This window comes from Gammaproteobacteria bacterium, from assembly GCA_009845905.1.
GTDB lineage: Bacteria > Pseudomonadota > Gammaproteobacteria > Steroidobacterales > Foliamicaceae > Foliamicus.
The window spans coordinates 140,770-166,907 of sequence record VXYS01000010.1; the positions used below are offsets into that span (position 1 = coordinate 140,770).

Below are 26,138 nucleotides of genomic sequence, written 5' to 3' on the forward strand. Positions count from 1 at the left end.
ACGCATGAACCCCTCCATGGGGCTTTGTTCCGCCATCCCTGGCTCACAAACTCCCGGAAGAAGGGAGCAATGAAAGGGCTCATGTTGTGCCCAATCCCAAAAGCAGGTGGGCCTTCAGAAGGGGACCTCGTCGTCCATCACGCCGGCGTCCGTGCTTCCCATACTGCTTCGCTGGGCGTTGCCGGACGGCTGCGGGGAGCGCCGCTGGTCGTAGTCGCCGTCGCCGCCGCGCCGGTCGAGGAACTGCATGTCATCGGCCACCACTTCGGTGCTGCGCCGTTCCTGTCCCTCGCGGTCCTGCCAGGAGCGCGTGCGCAAACGCCCCTCCACGTAGATCCGCGAACCCTTCTGCAGGTACTGTTGCGCCAGTTCGGCGCGGCGGCCGAAAAGCACCACGTTGTGCCACTCCGTATGCTCCTGGACCTGGCCGGTGTCCCGCCGGGTCCATCGCTCGTTCGTGGCGATCCGGATGTTCGCCACCGGGTTTCCGTTCGTCATCTGGCGGACTTCCACATCGTGCCCCAGGTTGCCGACCAGTATTACCTTGTTTACGCCGCGCATTTCTCACTCTCCCAAATGGTTCCGCACTTCTCTGCGCGGAATTGAACTATTGTGCCATTACTCGCCGGATACCCAACGGCGAACGCGCCCGAAATTTACCGCGCATTTGAAGAAAAATGCCGCCGCGGACGCGAATGCGTCAAACGCGTCGCCTTTGCCTCAAGTTTTGCCATTCAACCCGCGGGTTTCGCCGCGCGGCCGGACAGGGTTATATTGGTGGGCTGCCATGAGTGACATCCGCATCCGTTCGGCGCGCACGCACAACCTCAAGGGGATCGACCTGTCGCTGCCGCGCGATCGACTGATCGTGATTACCGGGCTGTCCGGATCCGGCAAGTCCTCGCTCGCATTCGACACGATTTACGCCGAGGGCCAGCGGCGCTACGTGGAATCCCTGTCGGCCTACGCCCGGCAGTTCCTGAGCGTCATGAGCAAGCCCGACGTGGACCACATCGAGGGACTTTCGCCGGCTATAGCGATCGAACAGCGCTCGGCCTCCCACAACCCGCGCTCGACCGTGGCGACGGTCACGGAGATCTACGACTACATGCGCCTGTTGTTCGCGCGCGCCGGCGTGCCGCGCTGTCCGGTGCACAAGCGCGAACTGGCCGCGCAAACCATCAGCGAAATGGTCGATGAAGTGCTGCGGCTCCCGGAGGGCACGGCCATCAACCTGATGGCGCCGGTGGTGCGCAACCGCAAGGGCGAACACCGCAAGCTGTTTGCCGATCTCGTGGCGCGCGGCTTCGTTCGCGCCCGCGTCGACGGAGCCGTGTGCGAGATGGACGATCCGCCGGAGCTCGATCTCAGGCGCAACCACACGATCGAGGTGGTCGTGGACCGGCTGCGGGTGCGCGAGGAATTGCGCCAGCGGCTGGCCGAGTCCTTCGAGACCGCCCTGACCCTGACCGGCGGGGTCGCCCTGGTCGGCTTCATCGACGATGGCGCGCGGGCGGACGTCCTGTTCTCCAGCCGCTTCGCCTGTCCGATGTGCGACTTCGCCATTCCTGAAATGGAGCCCAGGCTCTTTTCGTTCAACAATCCCGCCGGCGCATGCGAGTCCTGCGCCGGCCTGGGCTCCAAGCGGTTCTTCGATCCGGAAAGGGTCGTCCGTCCCCAACTCAGCCTTGCCGGCGGCGCCGTGCGCAACTGGGACCGTCGCAACTCCTGGTACTACTCCATCCTGGAAAGCCTGGCGCGGCACTACGGGTTTGACCCGGAGATGCCTTTCGAATCGCTTCCCGCGAAGATCCGCCAGATCGTGCTCTACGGCAGCGGGCGAACGCGCATCAAGTTCACCTTCCGCTTCCAGACCGGCCGCCGGTTCACCCGCACGCGGCCGTTCGAGGGCGTCCTTCCCAACATGGAGCGGCGCTACCGCGAAACCGAATCGGCGCGGGTGCGCGAGGAACTGTCCCGCTACCTGGGCTCCACGCCCTGCCCGGACTGCGGCGGCGCGCGCTTGAACGAGGCGGCCCGCAACGTGCTCGTATCCGAGCGCTCGATCGCCGAGGTGAGCGCGATGAGCGTCGAGGCGGCGCTCAAGTTCTTCACCACCCTGCGCCTGAAGGGCTGGCGGCAGGAAATCGCCGAGCGCATCGTACGGGAACTGTCGGAACGACTGCGGTTCATGGCCGACGTGGGCCTCGGCTACCTGAACCTGGACCGCCGCGCCGAGACCCTTTCCGGAGGCGAAGCCCAGCGCATACGGCTGGCGAGTCAGATCGGCTCGGGGCTGGTGGGCGTCATGTACGTGCTGGACGAACCCAGCATCGGCCTGCACCAGCGCGACAACAAGCGCCTGCTGGCCACGCTGGCGAGGCTGCGCGATCTGGGCAACACGGTCCTGATGGTCGAACACGATGAGGAGGCCATCTGCAGCGCCGATCACGTCGTGGACCTGGGGCCGGGGGCCGGCGACCACGGAGGCCAGGTTGTGGCGGAAGGCCCGCCCGAGGCGATCAAGCGGGAAACGGCGTCGCTGACCGGGCAATATTTGAGCGGCGTACGCAGCATTCCCGTTCCCGCCCTGCGTCAACCGCCCCAGGCGGACCGCGAACTGAGAATCGAGGGCGCCTGCGCGAACAACCTGAGGGAACTGGACGTGACGCTGCCGCTGGGCCTGATGACATGCGTCACGGGCGTGTCCGGTTCCGGCAAGTCCTCGCTGGTCAACGAAACGCTGCTGCCCGGCGTCACCGCGGCGATCGAACGCAAACCCTGTCCGGGCGCCAAATTTCGGGCGATGCGAGGGACCGAACGCCTGGACCGTGTCATCGAGATCAGCCAGGACCCGATCGGGCGCACGCCGCGCTCCAACCCCGCAACCTACACGGGCGTTTTCACGCCGATCCGCGAAATGTTCGCGCTGACGCCCGAGGCGCGGGCGCGCGGCTACAAGCCCGGCCGTTTCAGCTTCAACGTCAAGGGCGGACGCTGCGAAGCCTGCCAGGGCGGCGGGCTGATCAAGGTCGAAATGCACTTCCTGCCGGACGTCTATGTGCCTTGCGACGTGTGCGAGGGGCGGCGCTACGGGCGCGAGGCGCTGGAGATCCGCTACCGCGGCCTGAATATCCATGAAGTGCTGGAACTCAGTGTGGAACAGGCGGCCGAGGTGTTCGCCAACGTGCCCAAGGTGGCGCAAAAGCTGGCTACGCTGCTGGACGTGGGGCTGGGCTACATCCGGCTGGGCCAGAGCGCCACGACGCTGTCCGGCGGCGAAGCGCAGCGCGTGAAGCTGTCCCGCGAACTGGCCAAGCGCTCGACCGGGCGCACGCTCTACGTGCTCGACGAGCCCACCACCGGACTGCACTTCCACGACGTCTCGCAACTCCTGACCGTGCTGCACAGGCTGCGCGACGGCGGCAATACGGTCGTCGTGATCGAGCACAACCTGGACGTCATCAAGACCGCCGACTGGATCATCGACCTGGGGCCGGAAGGCGGAGAAGCGGGCGGCGATTTACTGGCGGCGGGGCCGCCTGAAGACGTGGCGCGCGTCAAGCGGTCTCACACCGGCCGCTACCTCGCCGGAATGCTCCGCCGCCAGCCAGCCGGGTTGCGTCAGAAGAGCGCCGCCTGACCGGCTGTTGCCGGCCCTCGCCCGTTATTCACCCACCTCTGTTGAGAGGCGCCATCCCTGGCTCGGTTCCGCCATCCTGGCTCCAACGCTCTCCACAGAGGTGGGTGAAAAACGGGCTTAACGTCTATTCGCTCGGGTCAGGTCCACTGCGGGGGGGCGGGGGAATTGCCGCCGCGGACGACGAAGGCTTCCGCGGGGTCGGCGTTCGGGTTTTCGATCGTGCGTGCGAGGTCGATGGGGATAGTGAGTACGTCGCCCGGGGCGAGGTCCAGGGACTCGCGGCCCCAGGTGATGCGGAGGTGGCCTTCGTGGACGGTCCACACTTCCTCTTCCGCGCGCGAGTGCGCCGGCAAGCAGGCGCCCGGAGCGAAATTGAGGCGGCGCAGGTGGAAGCCGTGTTCCCAGGCGAGTGGGGCTTGCGACACGCCCTCTTCCCTATTGTCCTGACCGATGATGGGTTCCTCCGTTACGCGGCCGCGGGACGCGTTTTGGGCCAGGACCGAATCGGCGGACCCGTTTGTATCGCGATAGCGCGACACGCATGACTCCAGGGCGGCGCTGTCCAGGCGCGTCAGTTCGGCGACCTGCGCTGCGGTTGTCGCCGGCATGACCGGTTCGTCGTCGGGGATGGCCTCGCCGGCTTCAGTGTCGATCAATCGTCCGCTTTCCAGCAGAACGAGGCCGTACCTGCGCGCGTCGTCGAAGACGTACGGGGCCCAGGTCACGCGGCCCGGATCGTCGCCGCCCAGCGCGGCAAACATGAATCCCTCGCCGCTGCCGACGTTCTCGAATCCGCGGAACACGTGAATCGGAATGGAGATAGTGTCGCCGCGTTCGAGGACGACCTCACCGTCTTCGCCGTGTTCGCCGGTCATGAAGCGCCAGCGGCCCGAGTGGATCCAGAAGACCTCGGCGGTCTCGTGGCTGTGCTGGGAGTTCACGCATCCGGGCGGCTGGCGCGCCGCGCCGATATTGAAGCCGTGCGGCTCGCGTATGTGCACGTGCTGGTCCGGGTTCTCGGCGACGCCCGGGCCGATGATCGTGAAGTTCTCCTTCGACTCGCTGCCCGGCGTGCGGGTGTCGATAAACGCGGTGCGACAGGGCACCAGCTCGCCGTAACGGACGAGCCGCGCCCGCATCTGTTTCCGTGTGACCTGACTGGCTTTCGGCATTCCGCCTCCCCGAATTGAGCGCGGCTAATATACTAGCCAATGTCCATCCGGATCGCAGCATCGCTGGTCGTCGCTTGTGCCACCGCGACCCTGCTGGTCTCCTGTGGCGGCGGCGGCGGTTCGGAATCGCCGCAGCCACCAGCCTTCCAGTCGCCCGCCAGTCCGCCGCCGGGCTCCGGCACGCCGTCTGCACCCGCGGTTTTCGGGTTGCAAGACGCCTCCCGGCTGGCGAGCCGGGCGACCTTCGGCATGCCCTACGAGGAAATCCTGAGAATCTCGGGGATGGGGGCGGAGTCATGGCTGGACGAACAGTTGACCCTGCCCTATTCCTCGCATGAGGAGTTTGCCGACCTGTTGCTGGGGAAACTGCGGCGCGGCGAGATCACCACTGAAGGGCCGAATATCGCGCTGATCATCAGTTTCTGGCGCGGAGCCTGGTGGAACCGGGCCATGACCGCGCCGGACCAGGTGCAGCAGCGCGTCGCATTCGCACTCAGCGAAATCTTCGTCATCTCCGCACTCGGCACCCTGGCCGCAAACCCGCCCGCGATCACGGTCTACAACGACCTGTTGCTGAAGGGAACGACCGGCAACTTCCGCGACCTGCTCTACGACATTGCCCTGAGTCCGGCAATGGGCTTCTATCTGAGCCACGTCAACAATCGCAGAAGCGACCCCGCAAACAACGTGTTTCCGGACCAGAACTTCGCGCGTGAAGTCATGCAGCTCTTCTCGATCGGACTCTACGAACTGAACGAGGACGGAAGCGCTCGCCTGGACGGTCGGGGGCAGCTCATGCCGACCTACGGCAACGACGACATACGCGAGTATGCAAAGGTGTTCACGGGCCTGTCCTACGACGGCCCCAACGCCTATTTCGGCAAGCGCCGGCCGGAATACGGCAACTTCCGCATCCCGATGCGGATGTTCGAATCCGAGCATGAACCGGGATCCAAGAGGCTGCTGAACGGACGGATGGTTCAGGACGGTGGTTCCGGCCTGGACGAGGTGCGCCAGGCCATCGACAGCCTGTTCGAGCATCCCAATGTGGGCCCGTTCATCGGGCGGCAACTGATCCAGCGGCTGGTGACGTCCAATCCTTCGCCGGAATACGTCGGGCGGGTCGCGCGGGCCTTCAACGGCGACACCACCGGCGTTCGCGGCGACATGAAGGCCGTCATCAGGGCGATCCTGCTGGACCACGAAGCCTGGGACCCGCCGAACCCGGAGCACGCCGGCAAATTGCGCGAGCCGGTGCTAAGAATGACGGCGCTGGCCCGCCAGTTCAATGCGCAGTCCGCCGACGGCCTGTTCTTCAATAACGGCTACCGCCTGTATAACTACTCGAATCAGCACCCGTTCAACGCGCCCAGCGTCTTCAATTTCTTCTCGCCCGACCACTCGCCGGCCGGCGAACTTGCCCGCAACGATCTGGTCGCTCCGGAAATGCAGATCACCACGGCAAACACGATTGTCGGCATGTCCAACATGCTGTTTGTCGGCGCGTTCGTGGACGGCGACCTGTTCTCCCAGGCGGACACGTACAGTAAGACCTACCTCGACATCTCGGACTACGTGGAGATCGCCGACGACGTGGACGCCCTCATCGACCGGCTGGACCTGGTCATGACCTACGGCCGCCTGGATGAACCGACGCGGCAGGCGATCAAGCGCAATGTCGAGTTGATAGGCGATCCGGTGCAACGGGTCAGGACTGCGATCCACCTGTTCTCGATCTCGCCGGCCTACGCGGTCGAGGACTAGCCATGCTCACCCGCCGGAAATTCGTCACCCACAGTTGCGGCCTTGGCGTTGCGGGCGCCACGATCGGAACGACCCTGCTCTCGCTGGCGCAGGCGCGTCAGATCGCATCGGCGGATGACGGCGGATACCGGGCGCTGGTCTGCATCATGCTCGGCGGCGGCAACGACAGCTACAACATGCTGGTCCCGTACGACTCGGAGCAATACGCCGTCTACCGGAAACTCAGGTCCGATCTGGCGCTCGACCACGGCAGCCTTCTGCCGCTGCCGCCCGACCCGCTGGGCCGAACCTACGGGCTCCACCCGGGGATGTCCGAGGTCCATGACCTGTACCTGACCGGCGACCTCGCGATCCTCAATAACGTCGGCACGCTGCTGGAGCCGATCGACCCGGTGGCGCTGGAAAACGGCGTGGCGCGCGTGCCCCTGGGCCTGTATTCGCATTCCGACCAGCAGAGGCAGTGGCAGACCGGCGTATCGAACAGCCGCAGCACCAGTGACGGGTGGCTCGGGCGCACTGCGGACATTCAGGGGCCGAACCTCGCGAACGGCATCGCCCGGAACATTTCGCTTGGCGGCACCAACGTCCTGCAGAGCGGATCGGTCGCGGTGCCCTACAGCATCAGCGGCCATGACGACGGAGCACCCGGCGTATTCGGATACGACAACAATCCGTATATCCGCGACAGGATCGACGACCTGTTCGCGCCGGATCACGACAACCTGATCCGGAGCGAGTACGCCCGCCGAATGCGCCGGGCAATCGAAAACCAGGGTACGTTCGTCGACGCCATACAGCAGTCGCCTTCAATAGAGACGGAATTCGCGGAGGACTATTTCTCGCAAGCGCTCAGGCAGATCGCCAGGGTGATCGGGGCGCGCGACGCGTTCGGGGCCAACAGGCAGACTTTCTATGCCGTATTCGGTGGCTGGGACCACCACGACGAGGTCCTGGAAAACCAGGCCGGGATGCTGCCTGTCGTGAGCAAGGGCCTGAAGTCGTTCCACGATGCGTTGCTCGAACTCGGCGTTCTCGATAACGTGACCACCTTTACGGTTTCCGATTTCGGTCGCACGCTCACCTCCAACGGCAAGGGTTCCGACCATGGCTGGGGCGGTCATCACCTGATCATGGGCGGAGCCGTCAACGGCGGAAAAATGTATGGTGTTTACCCCACTCTGGCGGAGAACAGCCCCATGGATACGGGACGGGGCGTGTATTTCCCGACCACCAGCACCGACGAATATTTCGCGGACCTCGCGCTCTGGTACGGCGTTTCGCCCGGTGACCTCGACCTGGTTCTCCCTAACATCAGGGAGTTCCATTCGCCCGGGTCCGGCGAGGCTCCGCTGGGTATGATGACGTGACCGCGCCGGGCCCGGGGAGGGAGCCCGCCATGTCCGAAGAAATTGTCGATTACATCCTGCGCATAACGCGCGAAATCTGGGAAGACCGCAACCCGGACCTGGTGATGCGCTACTACGGGCCGGAAGCGCGCATCCACGCCCTCGGCGGGATCATGCAGGGTGCGGCGGCGGTCACCGAGAACACGCGCGCGATGCAGGCCGCCTTCCCCGACCGGCTGGTGATCGGCGAGGATGTCGTATGCAGCCCGCTGGAAGGCGGCGCGTGGCTATCGTCGCACCGCATCCGCAGCCCGATGACCAGCAGGGGAGACAACGCCTACGGCCCGGCCACCGGCAAGAAAGTCACGACCCACGTAATTGCCGACTGCGTGGTCAGGAACGGATTGATCGAGAAAGAATGGCTGGTGCGGGACAACCTGAGCCTGGTACGGCAACTGGGCCTGGATCCGCAGGAGGTCGCGCAACGCGAAACCGCCCGCCGTCATCCGGAAGAACACTCGCGATGGCTTGCCGACGAACACAGGTGCGTTCTGGACACTCCCCCGCCCCCCTCCGGCGCAGGTTCGCCGCCGGATCCGCGGCAGGATCCGCTCGGCTTCGCCCGCGAGATTCTGCTCGGCCTCTGGCAGAACCCGTCGGAGTTTTGCGAAGCCGCCTACGCACCCTACGCCGTATTGAGCGATTCCGACCGGGAAGTGGCCGGAGCGAGCGACATCTTCAGTCACTACGCTGCCTTGCGGGAGAGCCTGAACGTGCTCCGGCTAAGCGTCGATCATGCGGGGCTGCAGGCCCGCGGCGGCGGTTGGACGCTCGCCGCGCGCTGGACGGCGGCCCTGGAGCACTCGCAGGAGTTCGAGGGACTGCCGGCGACGCGCGCACCGCTGTTCCTCATGGGCATCAGCCACTGGTGGCTGACCGGCGGGCGCGTGGCGCGCGAATGGACGGTATTCGACCGCCTGGCGCTGATGGAACAGATCCTGCGTCACGGAAAAACCCCCTAGCGTCGTATTGCGCCGAGACCACCCTGAGGAGCCAGGGCGTGCGCAAACAAGCGGTTGCACGAGCCTGCATTTGCTACTATTCTCCGTTCTTACGAATCCTGCGAGTGTTCGGTGGCGGATGCCAAGGGGACGGATAGGCAGGTATTCGGCAGCTGCTAGATCCTGATTGGGAGGAAAAACATGCACCGACTTCATCGGACATTTTCGATTGCCTTGGCCGTGGCCGTGGGCGCCGTTGCCTGGGGCACGGCTCCGCAGGCCGGCGCGCAGGAGGCATCCGCACTGGAAGAGATCGTCGTCACGGCGCGGAAACGCGAAGAGGCGCTGGCGGACATTCCGATAGCGATAACCGCCTTTTCGGCCGAGCAATTGATCCGCGGCGGGTTCACCACCCTGCAGGACCTTTCGTTCCAGACCGCCGGTCTGCACTTCCATAAGCAGGGCGGCCAGATTCCGGGCCGCTTCAGCAGCAGGGTGCGTTTTCGCGGGATGAACAGCAACGCCAATCCCCCTTCACAGCAGGTGGGCACGGTGTTCCTGGACGGCGTTTACATTTCCGATGGCGTTACGAGCATCGACTTTTCCAATATCGAGCGCGTCGAAGTCATCAAGGGGCCCCAGTCGGCCACCTTCGGCCGGTCCACATTCGCCGGGGCGGTCAACTACGTGACCAGGACACCGGGCAATGAATACGCAGGCCGCGTCATCGCCGACGTTTCGGAGTGGGGCGGGCGCGACGTGACACTTTCGCACGAAGGGCCGCTGATGGAGGACAAACTGACCTACCGCGTTTCGGCGCGACTGTACGGAACCGACGGTCAGTACAAGTCCAATGCCGATGGCGGCGCCCTGGGCGAGGAGAGCACGCAAACCATACAGGCCGTACTCAACTGGACGCCCACCGAGAATTTATCGGTCAAGTTCCGCTACCTGTGGTCCCACGACGACGACGGCCCGGCCGCCGGCATGTTGCTGGGAACGGCCTTCTCGGCCCGCTTCGGCGGGGCCGGCGTCCCGGCCAATGCCGGGCCCAACTGCTACAGCGACGGCATTACTTCAGGGGGCGATGGCTCCGACACGCCGTCCGATTACTTCTGCGGCGCGCTTCCGAAGGTTGACGTGGATTCCTTCATCGCTCCGAACACGGCGATCAGCGCCGTCGACCAGGCCGCCTTCCGCAGCAACGTGATTTGCGATCCGCGTGACGGCATCTGCCGGCCCAAGTTGCCCGGCGCGCCGCTCAGGTCCACGTCCGGTCTGACCCGCTACCAGCAACGCGCTGCGTTGCTGGTCAACTATGACTTCGACAGCGGCATGCTGGACGGACACAGCCTGGATTCCGTGGTCGGATGGAGCACGATGCGGGCCGGCTGGGTACGTGATTTCGACCTTACGGCCGCACAGAATTTCCTGTCGCAGGATCCGGTCGTTGCCGATGACCTGACGGTGGAACTGAACCTGAGTTCGCCGCAGGACCGCAGGCTGCGCTATTCGATCGGCGCGAATTTCTTCACAGCGGATAACGTCACCGTGGGCAACGGAGGTAACACGATCTGGGGTTCCGACGGCGGCGTGACCCAGCGAGTGGTGGCTGAGCCCGACGGAACGCCCCTGCCCGAGCCGGCAACGCTCCCGGGTCCGCACTTCTTCATGAACGCCATTCCGCCCACAGAGGGCAACGACACGACCGGAATATTCGGTTCCTTTGCCTACGACTTCAATGACGACTTGACGCTGGACGTGGAGTGGCGCTACCAATCGGACGACATTTCCCTGTCAAGCCCGAGTAACGCGGGCGTGCCCAATCCGGGCGGCGGTGTCGTGAACGCGACCTACAACGAGGAATCATTCAACAGTTTCCTGCCGCGGGTCACGCTTTCCTACGATGTCGGCGACCGGGGAACCAGCTGGGTGACGTATTCCGAAGGCACGCTGCCCGGCTTCTTCAACACGGACTTCGGCTCCCTGAGCGAAGCGGACAGGGAGCAGGTCAGGTCGGTCATCCCGGGGCTTTCGTTGTTCAACGAGGAAGAGGAGCTTGAGAACATGGAAGTCGGCTTCAAGCAGGAGTTCGAGAACTTCTACTTCTCGGCGGTCTTCTACATGATCGACTGGACCAACCTCAAGACCCGCCAGGGCGTCACATTGACCAACGAACTGGGCGTCCAGCGCACGCTCAATCTCCAGCTCAACGCCGGTGACGCGGAACTCGAGGGCCTGGAACTGGAAGGCGGCTTCTCGCTGGGAGAGAACTTCTCCGGCACGTTCATGCTGAACTACGCCGACGGCGAATACGGCACGCTCACCTGCGGCTTCTCGCCGTTCAAGCCGCCCATTACACCGGGTAATACTTTCGGCCCCCGCGACTGCTCCGGCAGCCGTCCGGCGCGTTATCCGGAATGGCAGGGCGCCGTCTCCGGTACCTGGACCGACAGCTTCGCGAGCGGCAACTGGGACTACTACGTGCGCGTGGACGGCGAGTACTTCGGCGAGGCCTACAACGAGGAAGCCAACTTCTCCACGATGGGCGACTTCTGGCGTTTCAATCTGCGCGGCGGGTTTGAAAGGGACGACCTTCGCATCGAGGGTTACGTCAAGAACCTGCTCGACGACGACAACTACCTCGCAGGCGCCCGCTGGTCCGATTTCTCCGGCACCTTCCTGTTCGCCTTCCTGTTCAGCCAGGGCGTGGCGGTCACCCCCGCCGAGAAGCGCACCATCGGCCTGAGGGTCGTTTACGACTTCTAGCATCATTCGAAAAAGCTCCGGCCGGTCCGCCGGCCGGAGCTTTTCTTTCGTGACCGGCGGAAAACGCCGACCGGCGCTCGCCGGGCCGGCATTTCCCCGGATGGGATAGTCAGCGATGTCGAACTATCAGCGCGGCTACGTGGACTGCCGTTTCGGGCAGATTCACTATCACCGGGCCTGGCCGGCTACCGGGAGCGGCAGGACGCCGCTGGCGTTCTTTCACCAGAACCACAAGTCGGCGTTCGAGTACGACATGCTGCTCAGGGAAATGGGCCGCGACCGGGAGTCGCTGGCCTTCGATACTCCGGGCTATGGCTATTCCGACGGCCCGCCCGACGTGCCCACCATGGCGGACTTCGCCGGCGCGATGGCCGACGCGCTGGACGGCCTTGGCTTTGGCGCCGGTGGCAAGGGCGCGGTCGACGTGTTCGGCCTGCACACGGGGGTATTGATCGCCACCGAGCTGGCGCTGACGCGTCCGGACCTGGTGCGCCGCATCGTGATGAGCGGCGTTCCCTACCGGTCGCCGGAAACGCGCAGGGAAATTCTCGAGTCGCTCCCCCGCGACCAGAAGCTGACCGAGGACGGCGCCTGGATCAAGGACCGCTGGCAGGTACTCGTGGCCGACCGGTCGAAGGACGTGCCGCTGGAACGTGCGGCGCGGGTCTTCGCGGAGGCAATCCGTCCGCTGGACAAGCATTGGTATGCCTACGACGCCGTCTGGAACTATCCGCTGGCAGAACGTCTGCCGCAGCTCGTTCACCCGGTCGCGATCCTGCAGACGCATGAACCTCTGCTCGAAGAGACCCGGCGGGCGCATGCCGAGTTGCTGCCGCAGGCACATTTCGTCGAGATTCCCGAGGTCCAGGTGAACATTCTGGAACTGGCCTGGAAACAGTTCGCGCGCGAAATGCGGCTGTGGCTGGATAAGCCGGCGCCCTGATCCCCGTTAACGCGTCCCGCGTTCCTCGCTAGCTGCCATGCAGGGTTTCCTGGTCGAGCAATTCGGCGGCACGGAGGTCATGCAGTGGCGCGAACTGGGGCCACTGGAGCCTAGTCCGCGCCAGGTGCTCGTTGAGGTAAGGGCCTCCGGTGTCAACTTCGCCGAAACCCGCATGCGCGCCGGTACGTACTCGGGACAGGAGCTGCCCTTCGTGATGGGCATGGAATGCGCCGGTGTGGTAGCGGAATGCGGCGATGACGTCGGCGAGTTCAAGCCCGGCGATCGCGTTTTCGGACGGGCCCGCGGCTCGCATGCCGAGGCGGTCCTTTTCGACGCCGATCACCTGATGCCGCTTCCCGACGCGGTTTCGTTCATCGAGGGCGCCGCGATCCCGGTGAGCTGGCTGACCGCCTGGCATGCGCTGGATGCGGTGGCCGGCTTCGGGCAAGGCCAGCGGATCCTGATCGAAGCGGTCGCGTCCGGCGTGGGCAGCGCCGCACTCCAGATCGCGAAGTGGCGCGATTGCTGGGTGGCCGGAACCGCCAGCCGCGACCCGAAGCTGGAAATCGCCCGCGAGTGGGGCTGCGACGCCACCTACAACTACAAGCGGGACGACGTGCCGGCGCTCGTGGAACGCGATACGGATGGGCGCGGAATCGACATTGGACTCATGACCATCGGCGAGGAAACCGCCGAATCGCTGATCGCGTGCATGGGAATGGACGGGAAGATCGTGATGTACGGAAGCACCGGGGGACGCCAGGTTTGCTTCAACCTGAACATCGGCGTTCGCAACCTGTCGCTGATGAGCATGAGCATTTCGACGAGCGAGCGCTTCATGACCCACACCATGCCCCGCTTCCGCGATGTGGCCCTGCCCCTGTTCGCCGACGGCACCTTCAAGGCGCCCGTCGGCACCGTCCTTCCGCTATCGGAGGTTGTGAGAGCGCATCAGCTCGTGGACGAGCGCAACCACTTCGGCAAGATCATCCTGACGGTCTAGGGGCCGCGAGTGGTTCCCTGGGAGCGAAGGCGTCCCGCCTTCGCCGAGGACGGGACGTCCTCGCTCCCGGGGTTACCAGAGGCGCTTGCTGGCGATTGCGGCACCCTCGGCCATGGCGGCCAGCTTGGCGTAGGTGATGTCCGGATCGACGGCGCCGAAACCGGCGAAGGTCGAGAACCCGCAGTCCGTGCCGGCGACCACCCGCTCGCGTCCGACGATATCGGCAAAGCGGCAGATGCGTTCGGCCACCAGCCGCGGATGCTCGACGAAGTTGGTGGTGGAGTCGAGGACTCCCGGAACCAGGATCTTGTCGTCGGGCAGTTGCGCTTCGGCAAAAACGGTCCACTCGTGCGCGTGACGGGGATTGGAGGACTCGAACAGCAACGCCTGGGGCCTGGCCCTCAGCGCGATGGGCAGCACCATCTCCATAGGCGCGTCGTGGATATGGGGTCCCTCGTAGTTCCCCCAGCAGACATGCAAACGCACCCGGTCCGCGGGGACGTTTCGCAATGCGTGGTTCAGCGCCTCGACGTGCAGTTCCGCCTGACGCCGGTACTCGTCGTCCGGCTGTCCCTTGAACATCATGTGCCTGCCCAGTCCCAGGTCCGGCGAATCCAGTTGCAGCAGGAATCCGGCCGCGACGATCGCTTCGTACTCCGGGCGCATGGCATCGGCCAGCGCATAGAGATACGACTCGTGATCCGGATAGTGCTGGTTCGGCTGAAACAGGGCGATCACTCCCGGCGACGCCGAGTTCATGAAGGCTTCCGTGGGCTTGTGCCGATCCACCGCCGCGCGAAAGTTCGCCAGGTCCTCCTCCAGCGGAGCCGTGTCCTTTACCCGGATTTCGCCGACGCACTGGGGCCTGCGATAGGTGGGCGTGCCGCCGCTGGCGGCCTGGCGCTGCAGGAAACCCGGATACTCCTCGAGATCGGCCGGCGCCCGCCGCGGGCTGTCGCCTTCGAATCCCGTGATGCGGTCCTTGATGTAGGTGGCGTAGCTGATCTTGCTCATTTCGCCGTCGCTGACCACGTCCACGCCGGCCTCGCATTGTTTCGCCACGACCGCATCCACAGCGTCGGCCAGCAGCGCATGCCGCGCCTCCGGCTCCATCCGCTCGCCCTTCTCCTCGGCAAACACCATGTCCGTTACGGCTTCCGAACGGGGAAGGCTGCCGACGTGAGTAGTGAGAATCCGGTCGGTGGAGTGCAGCATGATGCGGTCCTGTGTTGGTTATTCAGCCGGCGTAGCGGCGCAGCCGGATGTCGGCCTGTTCCTTGTGTCCGGCAAAGCCCTCCAGCGCGCAGAGCCGCGAGCAGTATTCGCCGATCTCCACCGACGCTTCTTCGGTGATGCGCTGGTAGGTGCAGGTCTTGATGAACTTGCCCACCCACAGGCCGCCGGTATAGCGCGATGCCTGACGGGTCGGCAGCGTGTGGTTGGTGCCGATCACCTTGTCGCCGTACGACACATTGGTTTCCGGACCCAGGAACAGCGCCCCGTAGTTGCGCATGTTGTCGAGGAAATACTGCGGATCGCGGGTCATGACCTGGACGTGTTCGGAGCCGATCTCGTCGGCTTTCTCCAGCATTTCGTCGTAGTCGTCGCAGACGATGACCTGGCCATAGTCCCGCCAGGCCTGCCCGGCAATCGCCGCCGTTGGCAGAACGGTAAGCTGCCGCTCCACCTCGGCCATCGTGGCTTGCGCCAGGTCCTCGGAGTTGGTGAGCAGGATGGCCGGGGAGTCGGGGCCGTGCTCGGCCTGGCCGAGCAGGTCCGCCGCGCACAGTTCGCCGTCCACCGATTCGTCAGCGATGACCAGCGTTTCGGTGGGACCGGCCAGCAGGTCAATGCCCACCCGTCCGAAAAGCTGCCGCTTGGCCTCGGCTACGAAGGCGTTGCCTGGCCCGACGATCATGTCCACGGACGAAATCGTGCCGGTGCCCAGCGCCATCGCGCCGATCGCCTGGACCCCGCCCAGGCAATAGATTTCGTCGGCGCCGGCCAGGTCCAGCGCCGTCACGACCGCCGGGTTCGGGGCGCCCTCAAACGGCGGGGAGGCGGCGATCACGCGCTCCACTCCGGCCACCCTGGCCGTGACCACGCTCATGTGCGCGGAGGCCACCAGCGGATACTTGCCGCCGGGCACATAGCAGCCGACGCTGCTTACAGGGATGTTGCGGTGCCCCAGCACGACGCCGGGGCGCGTTTCGACTTCCACGTCGTTCAGCGCTTCAAGCTGAAACCGTGCAAAGTTGCGGATCTGATCCTGGGCGAAGCGGATGTCGGCGATGTCCCGCGGGTCCAGTCGCTTGCGGCAGTCGTCGATCTCTTCGCGGCTAAGGCGGAACGAGTCCGGCGACCAGCCGTCAAACTGCTGCGAATACCGGCGAACGGCCTCGTCGCCGTTCTCCGTGATGTCGCTCAATATGCGCTCGACCGCCGACTGGATGCGCGCATCGCGCTCATTCTGCTGTCCGGCGGCAATTCCTTTCTTCAAATATCGAATCATCTCATTCCATCCCTCGACGGATTCCAGGCCGAAAAGTATGCTCTCATATAAAGTATGTCATGGGCATAAGACTCAACTGACCTTCAGGTAGAAATTCGCTATATGGACTTCAGCTCAGTAGTGTTCCGCCAAACCTTTTCTACAGGATAACGCCATGAACCCCTTTGAAACTGCAACAAAATTCTTCCATGCCTGCGAGAGCCTGGAAGGCTGGGAAGGATGTCGTCAATACGTTGCCGACAATGCGCAATTTGCCGCGCAAAGTGAACCTCTGGTCGATGTCACCACCGTAGAGGATTACTGTGAGTGGATGGCAGGGTTGGGACGCGGGCCACTGGAAGGCTGCAGCTACGACCTGAAGGCTTCGTCTTACGATGAGAGCACCCGTACCGCGATGTTTTTTGCCACCTTTCATGGCACGCATGTTGGCGAGGGCGGGCCGGTACCCGCCACTCGGAAATCAACCCGCTCTCATTACGTTTACGTCATCAGCCTGGACGAAACCGGCAAGGTATCCGGGATGACAAAAATATGGAATGCCCCCTGGGCCTTGAAGGAACTCGGCTGGGCTTGACCTTACTGCAACGCCGGCTTTCGCGCGATCAACTGCCGGCGATTCAGGACATCCTGTCGTTCTCTAGTCAGCGCTTTCGGGAGATTCCTCTGAGCGGGCGCCGAGGAGTTGCATCATGACGTCGAGCTCGTTGAAGAGCATCCATTCCTCGGTGATGCGCCCTTCCTCGATGCGATGCTGGGTGATGCCGCGTATCCGCGCCTCGCGTCCCGTGGGCGGACCGAACACGCCGTTGCCGCGGTGCGCGCCGTACGCGTTCCAGCGGGTGGACACCAGGTAGCCCTCGTCGGGATTGCCCATCCAGTAGACCTCGTCCACGTCCAAGGCCAGGTCGGGGAACTGCGCGAGCAGTGACAGCACGAAGGCCTGGTACGGCCCGAGGCCGCTGAAGGCGCGATCGGTGGGGCCGTTGAATACCAGGTTGTCGGCGTAACGGCCCTGCAGCGTGCCGAGCATCCGGCGGTTCCAGACGCACTGGTAGAGGCTCCTGATGAAGTCTTCCACGTCCAGCTCCCCCGAGGATTCGGGAACCGGGGGCCAGGCGGGCTTGGCCTGGCCTCGCTGGCGGGCCGGCTCGCCCGCGGTGTAGTCGTCGGGCAGCGCGGCACCTCCCGTTTCGGCCATCTGCCGCGCCACGTCGGCAAGATCGAGGCCCATCTGGCGCAGCATCGCCGAGGTGTTGTAGAGCACGTGCTCCAGGAAAATCTCGTTCTCGCGCGACACGCAGTTGGCGATGCACCAGAGCGATACCCGCTTTCCGGTGGGCGGGCCGTAGCGGCTGTAGCCGGTGTTGTCGCCCTGGATGATCGTGCGATGCGAAGTGTAGAACCCGACATCCTCGTCGCCGGCCCAGATGATCTCGTCGGCCACCAGGCGGATGTTCGGGAAGGCGTTGATGGTGTGGGTGGTGTCGGCCACGATCTTGTCGCGCCCGTACTGCAGCCCGTAGTCGTCGTACACCCGGCTGTTATGCGCGTAGGTGTCGTAGATGTAGCCGATGTCCTTTTCTTCCCAGATCCGGTGGGTGATGCGGACTATGTAGTCGATGATGTTGCGGTACTGGTCCTCGAAACCGCGCATGGACTGGGCCGGCATGTCGTCGCGGCCTTCGGCGAGAAACCGGTCGGTACCGCCCCGGGTGTATTGCGCCAGCGAAACGGAATAGTCGGCCGGCATATGCGCCCGGGTAAGTTGCGGCAGGCCGCTTTCCACGTCCTTCGTCATGCTGGTCCCCTCTCCTGGATACAGTTGTCCCGAATACCGGCAGTTATTTTGCTTTATGCAAGCTGCTAGGTATAGTACGCGCTTTCATTTATTTGGGAATCTCAGGGGACAGCTTATGAATCTCAAGGGCACGTTGATTCGTGCCGCGATGCCGCTTGCCGTGCTCGTGGCTTTTGGAGCTGCAGGCGGCGCACAGGCGCAGAGCGCACTGGAAGAAATCGTGGTGACCGCGCAGAAGCGCGACCAGAGTCTGCAGGACGTTTCGGTGGCCGTTACCGCCGTGTCCGGCGACGAAATCAAGGCGTTGGGAATTACTGACGCTTTCCGTCTCGAAATCCTGGCGCCCGGCCTGCAGCTCGGGATGTCCGGCGCCGATCCGCGACCCGCATTGCGCGGCGCGCGGACCCAGCAGGTGGAAGCCAACGACGTTGCGATCTCGTTCTACACCGACGGCCTCTACCGGCCGCGCCACGGTCAGGCCCTGGCCGGGTTTGTGGACGTGGACCGGGTCGAAGTGCTGCGCGGTCCGCAGGGCACGCTGTTCGGGCGTAATTCGTTCGGCGGCCTCATTCACGTCATCAGCAACAAGCCCGATCCCTCCGCTACCGACTATGGCTTCGCGGTGTCCGGCGGCGACTATGCGCTGGCCGGTTTCGATGGCTTCTTCAACGCTCCGCTGAGCGATACGTCCGCCGTCCGGTTTGCGCTGAAGACCGAGACCCGCGATCCGTACGTCGAGAACCTGACCATCGGGGACGACGGCGGCCTGAAAGATGCGGACATGACCTACTTCCGCGGCCAGTTGCTGTTCGCGCCCAGCGACACCCTGGACCTCACGCTTCGGGTGGAGAGCTGGCAGGACGACTCCAACGGCAACGGCCACTTCGGCTACTACGTTGAAGGCATTCCGGTCAATCTGAGCACGGGCCTGACCAATGGCGTTACGGGCACCATGAGGCCTCGCATCGGACGTTCGGACGAGTGCGCCGGCACCTGCGGACGCGGCGGAGCGGGATTCGACTTCGCTGCGACACCGGGACCGGATACGGCGCAGCAGGTAACCGGCAACCCCTACGCGATCGAGCAGAACACCGCGCCCGAGCGGGACCTGTCGGACCTGACCGTGGCGGGCGACCTGAACTGGTCGCTCGATTTCGCCGATCTCAAGGTTACGGTCGCCTACATGGATTACGAGGAATTCCGCTGGGCCGACTGCGATATGTCCGCGTACAACGGAAACGCCTGCGGCAACGACATCACGTCCGAAACCACGATGCAGGAATTTCAATTGACCTCGAATTCCGACGGGCCTCTGGAGTGGGTTGTGGGGGTGTTCCTGCTGCAGGAAGACCTGACCAACGCCTTCTTGTGGGAAGACTTTGCCTCGAACGTGGACAACACGCCCGTCGTACCGGCGGACATCAATGCGCATGCGACCTGGACCAACCAGATACGCGTGGATACATCGTCGACCGCGGGATACGGACAGGCTTCGTACGCCGTCACCGATACGGCAAGGGTTCTGGCCGGCGTGCGCTACACCAGTGATGAGCGCGACTGGCAGATTTACGGGCAGGACCCCAACAACCGCTCGACCTATTCGTTTACGGTGCTTGAAGTACCGGACGGCGAGGGCGACTGGAGCGAGGTGACCTGGAAGGTCGGCGGGGAGCTTGACGTGGGTGAAGACACGATGCTCTACGCCACCGTATCGACGGGGTTCCTGGCGGGCAACCAGCAGGGCGCGTTCCAGGGCACCAACTCCTACGACGAACAGACGGTCACCGCCTTCGAGCTTGGCTCCAAGTCGTTGCTGGCCGATGGAAGCGTACGGCTGAACGCGGCTTTCTACGTGAACCAGTTCGAGGATCTTCTGGCGACGCGTTTCGTCGATACCGGCGTAACCACGCTGGCCTTCACGGACAACGCGGGTGAGATTGACTCGATCGGGTTGGAAGTCGAGCTGGACTGGGCCGTCAACGATCAACTGCAACTGGGCGCCCGGCTCAACATGCAGCAGGCCGAATACGGCGATTTCGTACTGCCCAACGTGTTCCAGGAGGGTGGAATAACGATCAGCGGGATCGACGATCAGTTCCAGCTGGACGGGCTTCAGGTACAGAACCAACCCGACTTCACGGCGACGCTGCTCGGCAGTTACCTGGTGGACCTGGGCGGTTCGGGCACGCTGACTCCGTCGATCACTGTCTACTATTCGTCGGATTACCGGGTGGACGACTCCAACTGGTCCTACGGCAACCAGGACGCCTATACCAAGACGGACCTGAGCGTCACCTGGGCGTCGGTCAACCAGGACTGGACCGCGCGCTTCTGGGTGACCAACCTGGAGGACGAGGTCACCCTGCTGAAAGCCACGCGTTTCGGCGGCGACGTTGCGGTAACGGACTACGCCAACCCGCGCATGTGGGGGCTGACGGTAGGCTACCGCTACTGAACCTAATCATTCTTGCGGAAAGGCCGGGTTCTGCGATGGCGGAGCCCGGCCTTTTTTCTGGCGGATAAGGCATGACCGACTTCGGGGCGCTGAACTGGACGATCGTCGTCGCCTACCTGGCGGGCACGCTGGTTCTCGGCTACTTCCTGAGCAAGCGCGTCCGGACCGCGCAGCACTACTACCTGGGACAGCGCACGACGCCCTGGTGGGTGATCGGCGTGTCCGTGGTCGCGACCTATTTCGGCGCGATCACGTTCCTGGGCGGACCGGCCTGGTCGTACAAGGACGGATTCGCGGTCATCTTCATCCACATCAACTACCCGATCGTCATCTTCATCGTCAACGCGCTGTTTCTGCCGTTCTTCTACAACACCGGGGTCGCATCGATCTTCGACTACCTGGAGCGACGCTTCGGCCTCGCGTCGCGTACGCTGATGTCGGCCGTGTTCCTGTTCGGGAATATCGCCTATTCCGGAATCATGCTCTACACGACGGCGCTGGTGCTGCAGCTCATCACCGGCATGGACGTCGTCAACGCCATCCTGATCATTGCCGTAGTCGCCGTCACCTACACGATGCTGGGTGGCATCTCCGCGGTGATCTGGACCGACCTGATCCAGAGCGCCATCCTGTTCATCGGCGCGGCGATCGTTGCGGTCGTTCTGATTGCCGACCTGCCGGCCGGGTTCCTGGGCTCGCTGCAGGGTCTCAAGGAAATCGGCCGGGCCAATCCGTTCGAATACAGCTTCGATCCATCCGTGGTCGCCACGGTCTGGACCGGCGTGATCGCGATGTCGGTCTATCACGTCGTGGTCTACGGCGTGAACCAGATGATGATTCAGCGCACGCTTGCGGCCAAAACGCTGGGCGACGCGAAGAAGGCCTATGCCTTCATGGGCTACGCGGCGTTTCTGGTGTATGTCGTGTTCTTCCTGATCGGGATACTGCTCTACAGCTACTACGGCGGAAAGGACTTCGACAACGACAACCGGATCGTGCTGGATTTCGTGGCCACGATCGGTCTTCCGGGGCTCATGGGCGTGATCACGGCGGCCATCGTGGCCGCGGCCATGTCGAGCCTGGATTCCAGCCTCAACTCGATGGCGACGGTCACGACGCTGGATTTCTATGAGAAGTTCTTCACGAAAGGACGCTCGCCCCAACACTATCTGCGTGCCTCGCGCTGGTTCACGCTGATGTGGGGAGTCCTGACGGTCGTGCCCGCCATCATCGTTGCGCAGAGGGCGAACACCTCGGTGCTGGAAATACTCAGCAAGGTGGGCGTTTTCCTGGTGGGGTCCAAGCTTGCGATGTTCGGCCTGGGCTTCTATTCCAAGCACACGACCCAGAGAGGCGTGCTTGCCGGCGTCGCGGCCGGTTTTGTCGCACTGTGGTACGTCGAGACGTTCATGGACGTGGCATGGCCCTGGTATGCGGTCCTCGGAGGCGTGGTGAGCATCGGCGTGTCGCTTGCGGCCAGCTTCGTGCTCGATGGGCGCCAGAAGCAATACTCGCTGTGGACGGTGCAGGGGCAGAGGGAGGAATTCGCCCGCAAGGGGCTGCCCGAGAAGCGCGACGGCTGGTACGTGATCCCCGGAAAGATCGACCGTTCGAGCTGGTACCTGCTGGTCTATTTCGTCCTTTGCGTCGTTGCGCTGGCGGTCTTCTACGACCTGATCTGAAGCTCGATGCCGGCCTCGCGGAAGACGTCGAAGTCGAGTTGCAGGAGCATGTCGACGAGGTCGATAAGGACCCAGTTCTCGACCAGCTTATTTCCGCTCCTGCGCCAGAAGTCGCACAGGCGCACGGTGAACATCTGCCCCTTGCCTTCGACGCCCAGCCAGGGGCGGACCATGAATCCGCCGTGCGAAGGCCAGCCGCCGCAGGCCACGTATGCGCCATCGGCGAAACGGGTGTAATGCCCCTTGACGCGCCCATCGAGTCGCGCATCGCCGGACTTGCGGAAGGCGCTGGAAAACCGGCCGGGCTCGAAGATTCCTTCATAGGGTTGCTGAAACCGGCAGAAGCCCTCCAGACCGAAGTAGCTGCCATAGCCGGAAGGGCCGTACCAGCACATGTTGCGGTGCCAGTACGGTCTCCAGCCCTCTTCTTCGGTCCAGAGTTCGGCGAGCATGTCCTCGACCGTCTTGAGGCTCAGGCGTGACTGTTCCGGGTCCTGCGCGGACAGCAGCATTCCATCGCCCGTAGCGGGCCCCGGAATGAAACCCTCATGCCCGACGCTGGGCGGAAGGGGCCATCTTCCCAACTGCCGCAGGAAATCGAGCATGTCGATATAGAGATAGCACTCGACCGAACGGTCCGCCTCCATCCGGTGGAAATCCGCATAATGCAGCCAGACGGGCTGGCCATTCGCTGGAATCCCCATCCAGTCGTTGACGAATTCGCCCATGTAGTGGCCATGGCTGACCACCCACTCGGCGCCATGGTGTTCGCCGCCGAACAGCATGTCGCTGCGCCGATGCAGGTGCCGGAAGGAATGCAGCAGCGGTTCCATAACCTGCTCGAGAAACTGTTGCGCGCCGGCCACGCGGTTGATCGGGTGGACGACGTTCACCGCCGCGTCGGGATCCAGGAACTCCTGCAGGGCGGAACGAATGCGGGCGGGATCGCAGTCCGCATAGTCGGCGACAAGCCCGGCGTAACGCCGCTTGTTGCGCAGCGTGGTTTCGGTGGCGATGCGCATTCAGGTGCGGGTGATGGAGCGGCAGCGCTCCAGCAGGTCCACACCCAGCGGCAGGAGATAGTGGAGCATGTCGATGAAGACCCAGTTCTCAGCGAGCTTGTTGCCCTCGCGCCGGTACATATCGACGACCCGCATCTCGGTCGGCCGTTCGGAAGCAGGAAGGCCCATGAACCCCTCGCCCTGTTTCATGCTCAGGTTCGCCCAGCCAAACCAGCCGCCGTAGCAGCCCTCGGCGTGCTCCAGCACGTGGCCGTTAAACACGATGTCGTCGAGGCCCGCACGGAACGGTCCCTGGTGCTGTACCTGGTAGCGCTCGATCGTGTAGGTCGAACCGATGCCGGCCGGTCCGAACCAGATCATGTCGTCGTGCCAGGTGTTTGCCAGCGAGGAGTTGGGAGACTGCCATCCATCCTTGACGACCAGGTCGTCGCACATGCGCAGGATCAGCTCCAGGGTCTTTTTTGATTCCGCTTCATCCTGGGAATCGAAAAGCAGGCCATCCTGGGTGCGCGGCGGCGGGTGAAGAATGCCGGAGCCTGTCTGGATCGGCAGTGGATTCAGACCCGCTTGCTGCATCACGCTCACGATGTCGCAGAACAGCGCGGTTTCGGCGATCCTGCCGCCTTCGATACGAAAGAACTCGCAGTAGGGAAGCATCGCAATCTTACCGGTCGAGGGAATGCCCAGCCAGTCGTTGTCGAACAATCCGAAGAACTTCCCCATGCTGGATACCCACAGGGTCCCGTCGATCCAGTTGGGAGCGGCCATGAAGATCTCCTGGCGCCGCTGCATGCGGGGAAACGCTTCCCGCAAGGGACGCCAGACCTTTTCGGCGATCCCGCCCGCACCCTGAATCTCGTTGAAGGGATGCACGCCGCGAAATCGCAGGTCCTCCGCGGCATGGCGAACAATAGCGCGCTCGATACCGTCCGCGCCGGCGTTCTCGAAATCGTCGAAATAGCCCAGCACCAGGGCCTTGGCGTTCGCGATCTCGTTCATGCGTGCTCCAGTAGAATTCAGTCGTTTACGCAGGGTACGACACTAGATTTGGCGGGGCCGATTATATTGAGTAATCGCTGGTGGCGTTCCTTTCGAACGGCCGGGAACGCCGATGTCGTACACGTTGATCTCTCGCCTCGGCCCGAGTGGGAGCGGCAGACGTTCCAATTGCTGAATGAACAGGAGCAGGCACGCTGGAGCGGCTTCCGCGCTGAAGCGCCGCAGCGCGAATTTGCCCTGTGCAGAGGCGCGCTTCGGGTGATTCTTTGCCAACGGCTGGCTTGCGCCAACGAGGAATTGACGTTCGAGGAAGGGGAGCATGGGAAGCCGTCGGCGGTCGTGCGCGGGCAGCCGGCCGCCATCAGTTTCAGCGTCAGTCACAGCGGTCGACATGGGCTGATTGCACTGGCCGGGCAGGGCCGGCTGGGCGTGGACGTGGAACCGCGCAGCGCTCGCCGCAACCTGGACGTGCTCATCGGCGAGACGTTCACCCCGGCGGAACAGGCGCGGCTGGCCGGCGCCGGCGCGAACCGCAGGCGTCAGCTCTTCTTTCGCCTGTGGACGATGAAGGAGGCGCTGGTCAAGGCGCTGGGGACCGGCTTTCAGCTGCACATATCCGCATTCGAGATCCCTGCGGAGATGTGCAACGGAACGAGGCTGTGCGAGTTTCGCTTTCCGCACCTGCCCCGAGTGCGCTGGCGGCTGGAGAATCTCGGCACTCCGGAATTCGCCGCAGCCATCGCGCACGAAATTTCAGGCGAATGAAATATCGCTGAGGAAGCCGCGCATCGAGGCCACGCACTCCTCGGGCTTTTCGACCTGCAGGAAATGGGTGGCGTCCGGAATGAAGTCGTAGTCCACGCTCATGATGTGGCTTAAATCCATACTCGGCAGGTACGAGTACGGCAGTGTGGGGTCCGCGCCGATCACCTTGATCGGACAATGGAATGATTCGAAATTGATGGTCACCGCAAAGACCGAGGCATATTCGACGATCTGCGCTTCATACTCGCGCGGACAGCGCAGTTCGTAGCCATCGCCGTCGGTACGCCGGCGCAGCGTCGTGTCGGCCAGCAGCCTGTGGACGCCGGGCAGCGCCAGCCGGTAGAGAGGAACGATCGCCAACAACTCGACAAACTCGCGCAGCGTTGGGAAGTGCTCGGTGCGCCGGCGGACCTGGGCGGCGTTCTGCGTCGCCGCGGCATCGAAGTCGAAGTAGCTGCGGCCGGCCTTGCAAAGCGGCGGATCGAAAAGCACCAGGCCCGCGTAGTCCCGGCCCTTGGCGGGCGACAGCAGCGCCGCCAGCGCCGCCAGGGAATGGAAGATACCTACCGCCGGTTTCTCTCCGAAGGTCGAATTGACCGCCTCCAGAATGCAGTCGTGATCGTCGGCCAGCGTGGGCATGTTGTGCCTTTCCGGCGCGCTGACCTCATTCCAGCCGTGGTTCCTCAGGTCATGGACGACGACATCGAACTCATCGGTGAGCAGCGACCAGAAGGGATAGTAGAGGTCGATCGCCAGGCCGTTGCCGTGAGTCAGTATGAGCCGGGCGCCATCCGGATTGCCATGCCGCCTGAGGACGATGACCGTGTCATCGTCCACACGTACGTTGTGGGTGGAATGCGGCCTGGGCAGCGCCCAGCGCGACTTGTACAGGCGCTTCAGTCCGTCGGCTTGCTCAGGCAAGGCCGCGCCGGCTCCGCGCGTGTTGTCGGCAGACCGGAAGAAATACGTCTGGTCCTGCCGGTCTTTCTCCAGTCAGCTACGCAGCCTTGCTGTCTACGAATGCAACAACCTTGGTGAGGTTGTCGAGGGCGGCGCAGTCGTCCAGCGTAAAGGTGATGTCGAATTCGCTGGCAATCAGCTTGCCCAGCGCAACCAGGTCCATGGACGACACGCCCGCGGCGGCGAGGCTGAAATTCATGTCGGCCGGAATATCCAGCGCCTTGCCGTCCACCTCGATGTTGTCGTCTACGAGCGCCCTGATTCTTTCCGCAGTTGAAGCCATGGTGATAGGTCCCCCTAATCA

Annotated in this window: 21 protein-coding genes; 11 read left to right on the plus strand and 10 right to left on the minus strand. The window is 63.8% G+C overall.

The window, feature by feature from the left end; all coding sequences use genetic code 11:
- Positions 1-114: 114 nt before the first annotated feature.
- Complete coding sequence (locus F4036_11390; protein MYK38343.1) at positions 115-561, minus strand: single-stranded DNA-binding protein; 447 nt, start codon at positions 559-561, stop codon at positions 115-117.
- A 226-nt stretch (positions 562-787) separates the two neighbouring features.
- On the opposite strand from F4036_11390, the gene uvrA reads away from it, so the two are divergent.
- Positions 788-3,643 (plus strand): excinuclease ABC subunit UvrA, encoded by a 2,856-nt coding sequence (gene uvrA, locus F4036_11395; GenBank protein ID MYK38344.1) that lies wholly within the window; start codon positions 788-790, stop codon positions 3,641-3,643.
- A 137-nt stretch (positions 3,644-3,780) separates the two neighbouring features.
- On the opposite strand, the gene F4036_11400 is transcribed toward uvrA, so the two are convergent.
- The gene (locus tag F4036_11400) at positions 3,781-4,815 is read right to left on the minus strand and encodes a cupin domain-containing protein (GenBank protein ID MYK38345.1); all 1,035 of its coding nucleotides are present in this window, start codon (positions 4,813-4,815) and stop codon (positions 3,781-3,783) included.
- A gap of 39 nt (positions 4,816-4,854) precedes the next feature.
- Between F4036_11400 and F4036_11405 the strand changes: the two genes are divergently transcribed.
- The 3 genes from F4036_11405 to F4036_11415 are packed head-to-tail and all read left to right on the plus strand — an operon-like array spanning position 4,855 to position 8,947.
- Entirely contained in the window at positions 4,855-6,579 is a 1,725-nt protein-coding gene (locus F4036_11405; GenBank protein ID MYK38346.1) for a DUF1800 domain-containing protein, read from the plus strand.
- Between the two features lie 2 nt (positions 6,580-6,581).
- On the plus strand, positions 6,582-7,946 hold the full coding sequence (locus F4036_11410; protein MYK38347.1) for a DUF1501 domain-containing protein: 1,365 nt from the start codon (positions 6,582-6,584) through the stop codon (positions 7,944-7,946).
- A 29-nt stretch (positions 7,947-7,975) separates the two neighbouring features.
- Positions 7,976-8,947: an ester cyclase gene (locus tag F4036_11415; protein MYK38348.1), complete on the plus strand. Its 972-nt coding sequence runs from the start codon at positions 7,976-7,978 to the stop codon at positions 8,945-8,947.
- On the opposite strand, the gene F4036_11420 is transcribed toward F4036_11415, so the two are convergent.
- Positions 8,708-9,382: a hypothetical protein gene (locus F4036_11420; protein MYK38349.1), complete on the minus strand. Its 675-nt coding sequence runs from the start codon at positions 9,380-9,382 to the stop codon at positions 8,708-8,710. The two genes, F4036_11415 and F4036_11420, sit on opposite strands and share 240 nt — an antisense overlap.
- Here F4036_11420 and F4036_11425 point away from each other — a divergent pair.
- From F4036_11425 to F4036_11435, 3 genes are all read left to right on the plus strand, one after another.
- A complete protein-coding gene (locus F4036_11425) occupies positions 9,128-11,695 on the plus strand; it encodes a TonB-dependent receptor (GenBank protein ID MYK38350.1) in 2,568 nt (855 codons plus the stop codon). The genes F4036_11420 and F4036_11425 overlap by 255 nt on opposite strands.
- 115 nt (positions 11,696-11,810) lie before the next feature.
- Entirely contained in the window at positions 11,811-12,638 is an 828-nt protein-coding gene (locus F4036_11430) for an alpha/beta fold hydrolase (protein MYK38351.1), read from the plus strand.
- 37 nt (positions 12,639-12,675) lie between these two features.
- Positions 12,676-13,641, plus strand: coding sequence for a zinc-binding dehydrogenase (locus F4036_11435; protein MYK38352.1), 966 nt, complete (start codon positions 12,676-12,678; stop codon positions 13,639-13,641).
- 72 nt (positions 13,642-13,713) lie between these two features.
- Here F4036_11435 and F4036_11440 read toward each other — a convergent pair whose 3' ends face one another.
- Together F4036_11440 and hisD are read right to left on the minus strand one after the other, a co-directional pair.
- The gene (locus tag F4036_11440; protein MYK38353.1) at positions 13,714-14,856 is read right to left on the minus strand and encodes a cobalamin-independent methionine synthase II family protein; all 1,143 of its coding nucleotides are present in this window, start codon (positions 14,854-14,856) and stop codon (positions 13,714-13,716) included.
- Between the two features lie 22 nt (positions 14,857-14,878).
- Positions 14,879-16,153 carry a histidinol dehydrogenase gene (gene hisD, locus F4036_11445; protein MYK38354.1) on the minus strand — a complete coding sequence of 425 codons (1,275 nt, stop codon included), beginning with the start codon at positions 16,151-16,153 and terminating at the stop codon, positions 14,879-14,881.
- 154 nt (positions 16,154-16,307) lie between these two features.
- On the opposite strand from hisD, the gene F4036_11450 reads away from it, so the two are divergent.
- Positions 16,308-16,727 (plus strand): hypothetical protein, encoded by a 420-nt coding sequence (locus tag F4036_11450; GenBank protein ID MYK38355.1) that lies wholly within the window; start codon positions 16,308-16,310, stop codon positions 16,725-16,727.
- Between the two features lie 63 nt (positions 16,728-16,790).
- Here F4036_11450 and F4036_11455 read toward each other — a convergent pair whose 3' ends face one another.
- Complete coding sequence (locus F4036_11455; GenBank protein ID MYK38356.1) at positions 16,791-17,951, minus strand: ester cyclase; 1,161 nt, start codon at positions 17,949-17,951, stop codon at positions 16,791-16,793.
- On the opposite strand from F4036_11455, the gene F4036_11460 reads away from it, so the two are divergent.
- Together F4036_11460 and F4036_11465 are read left to right on the plus strand one after the other, a co-directional pair.
- Positions 17,950-20,406, plus strand: a complete 2,457-nt coding sequence (locus F4036_11460; protein MYK38357.1) for a TonB-dependent receptor — start codon at positions 17,950-17,952, stop codon at positions 20,404-20,406. The genes F4036_11455 and F4036_11460 overlap by 2 nt on opposite strands.
- A gap of 71 nt (positions 20,407-20,477) precedes the next feature.
- Positions 20,478-22,088: a sodium/solute symporter gene (locus tag F4036_11465; GenBank protein MYK38358.1), complete on the plus strand. Its 1,611-nt coding sequence runs from the start codon at positions 20,478-20,480 to the stop codon at positions 22,086-22,088.
- Here F4036_11465 and F4036_11470 read toward each other — a convergent pair.
- Together F4036_11470 and F4036_11475 are read right to left on the minus strand one after the other, a co-directional pair.
- A complete protein-coding gene (locus F4036_11470) occupies positions 22,073-23,110 on the minus strand; it encodes an ester cyclase (GenBank protein MYK38359.1) in 1,038 nt (345 codons plus the stop codon). The two genes, F4036_11465 and F4036_11470, sit on opposite strands and share 16 nt — an antisense overlap.
- A complete protein-coding gene (locus F4036_11475) occupies positions 23,111-24,109 on the minus strand; it encodes an ester cyclase (GenBank protein MYK38360.1) in 999 nt (332 codons plus the stop codon).
- Between F4036_11475 and F4036_11480 the strand changes: the two genes are divergently transcribed.
- Positions 23,978-24,874, plus strand: a complete 897-nt coding sequence (locus F4036_11480) for a 4'-phosphopantetheinyl transferase superfamily protein (GenBank protein MYK38361.1) — start codon at positions 23,978-23,980, stop codon at positions 24,872-24,874. The genes F4036_11475 and F4036_11480 overlap by 132 nt on opposite strands.
- Here the strand turns inward: F4036_11480 and F4036_11485 are convergent.
- Both F4036_11485 and F4036_11490 read right to left on the minus strand, forming a co-directional pair.
- Positions 24,863-25,867 (minus strand): alpha/beta hydrolase, encoded by a 1,005-nt coding sequence (locus F4036_11485; GenBank protein MYK38362.1) that lies wholly within the window; start codon positions 25,865-25,867, stop codon positions 24,863-24,865. The two genes, F4036_11480 and F4036_11485, sit on opposite strands and share 12 nt — an antisense overlap.
- Positions 25,868-25,871: 4 nt before the next feature.
- Positions 25,872-26,117: an acyl carrier protein gene (locus tag F4036_11490; GenBank protein MYK38363.1), complete on the minus strand. Its 246-nt coding sequence runs from the start codon at positions 26,115-26,117 to the stop codon at positions 25,872-25,874.
- Between the last annotated feature and the right edge of the window lie 21 nt (positions 26,118-26,138).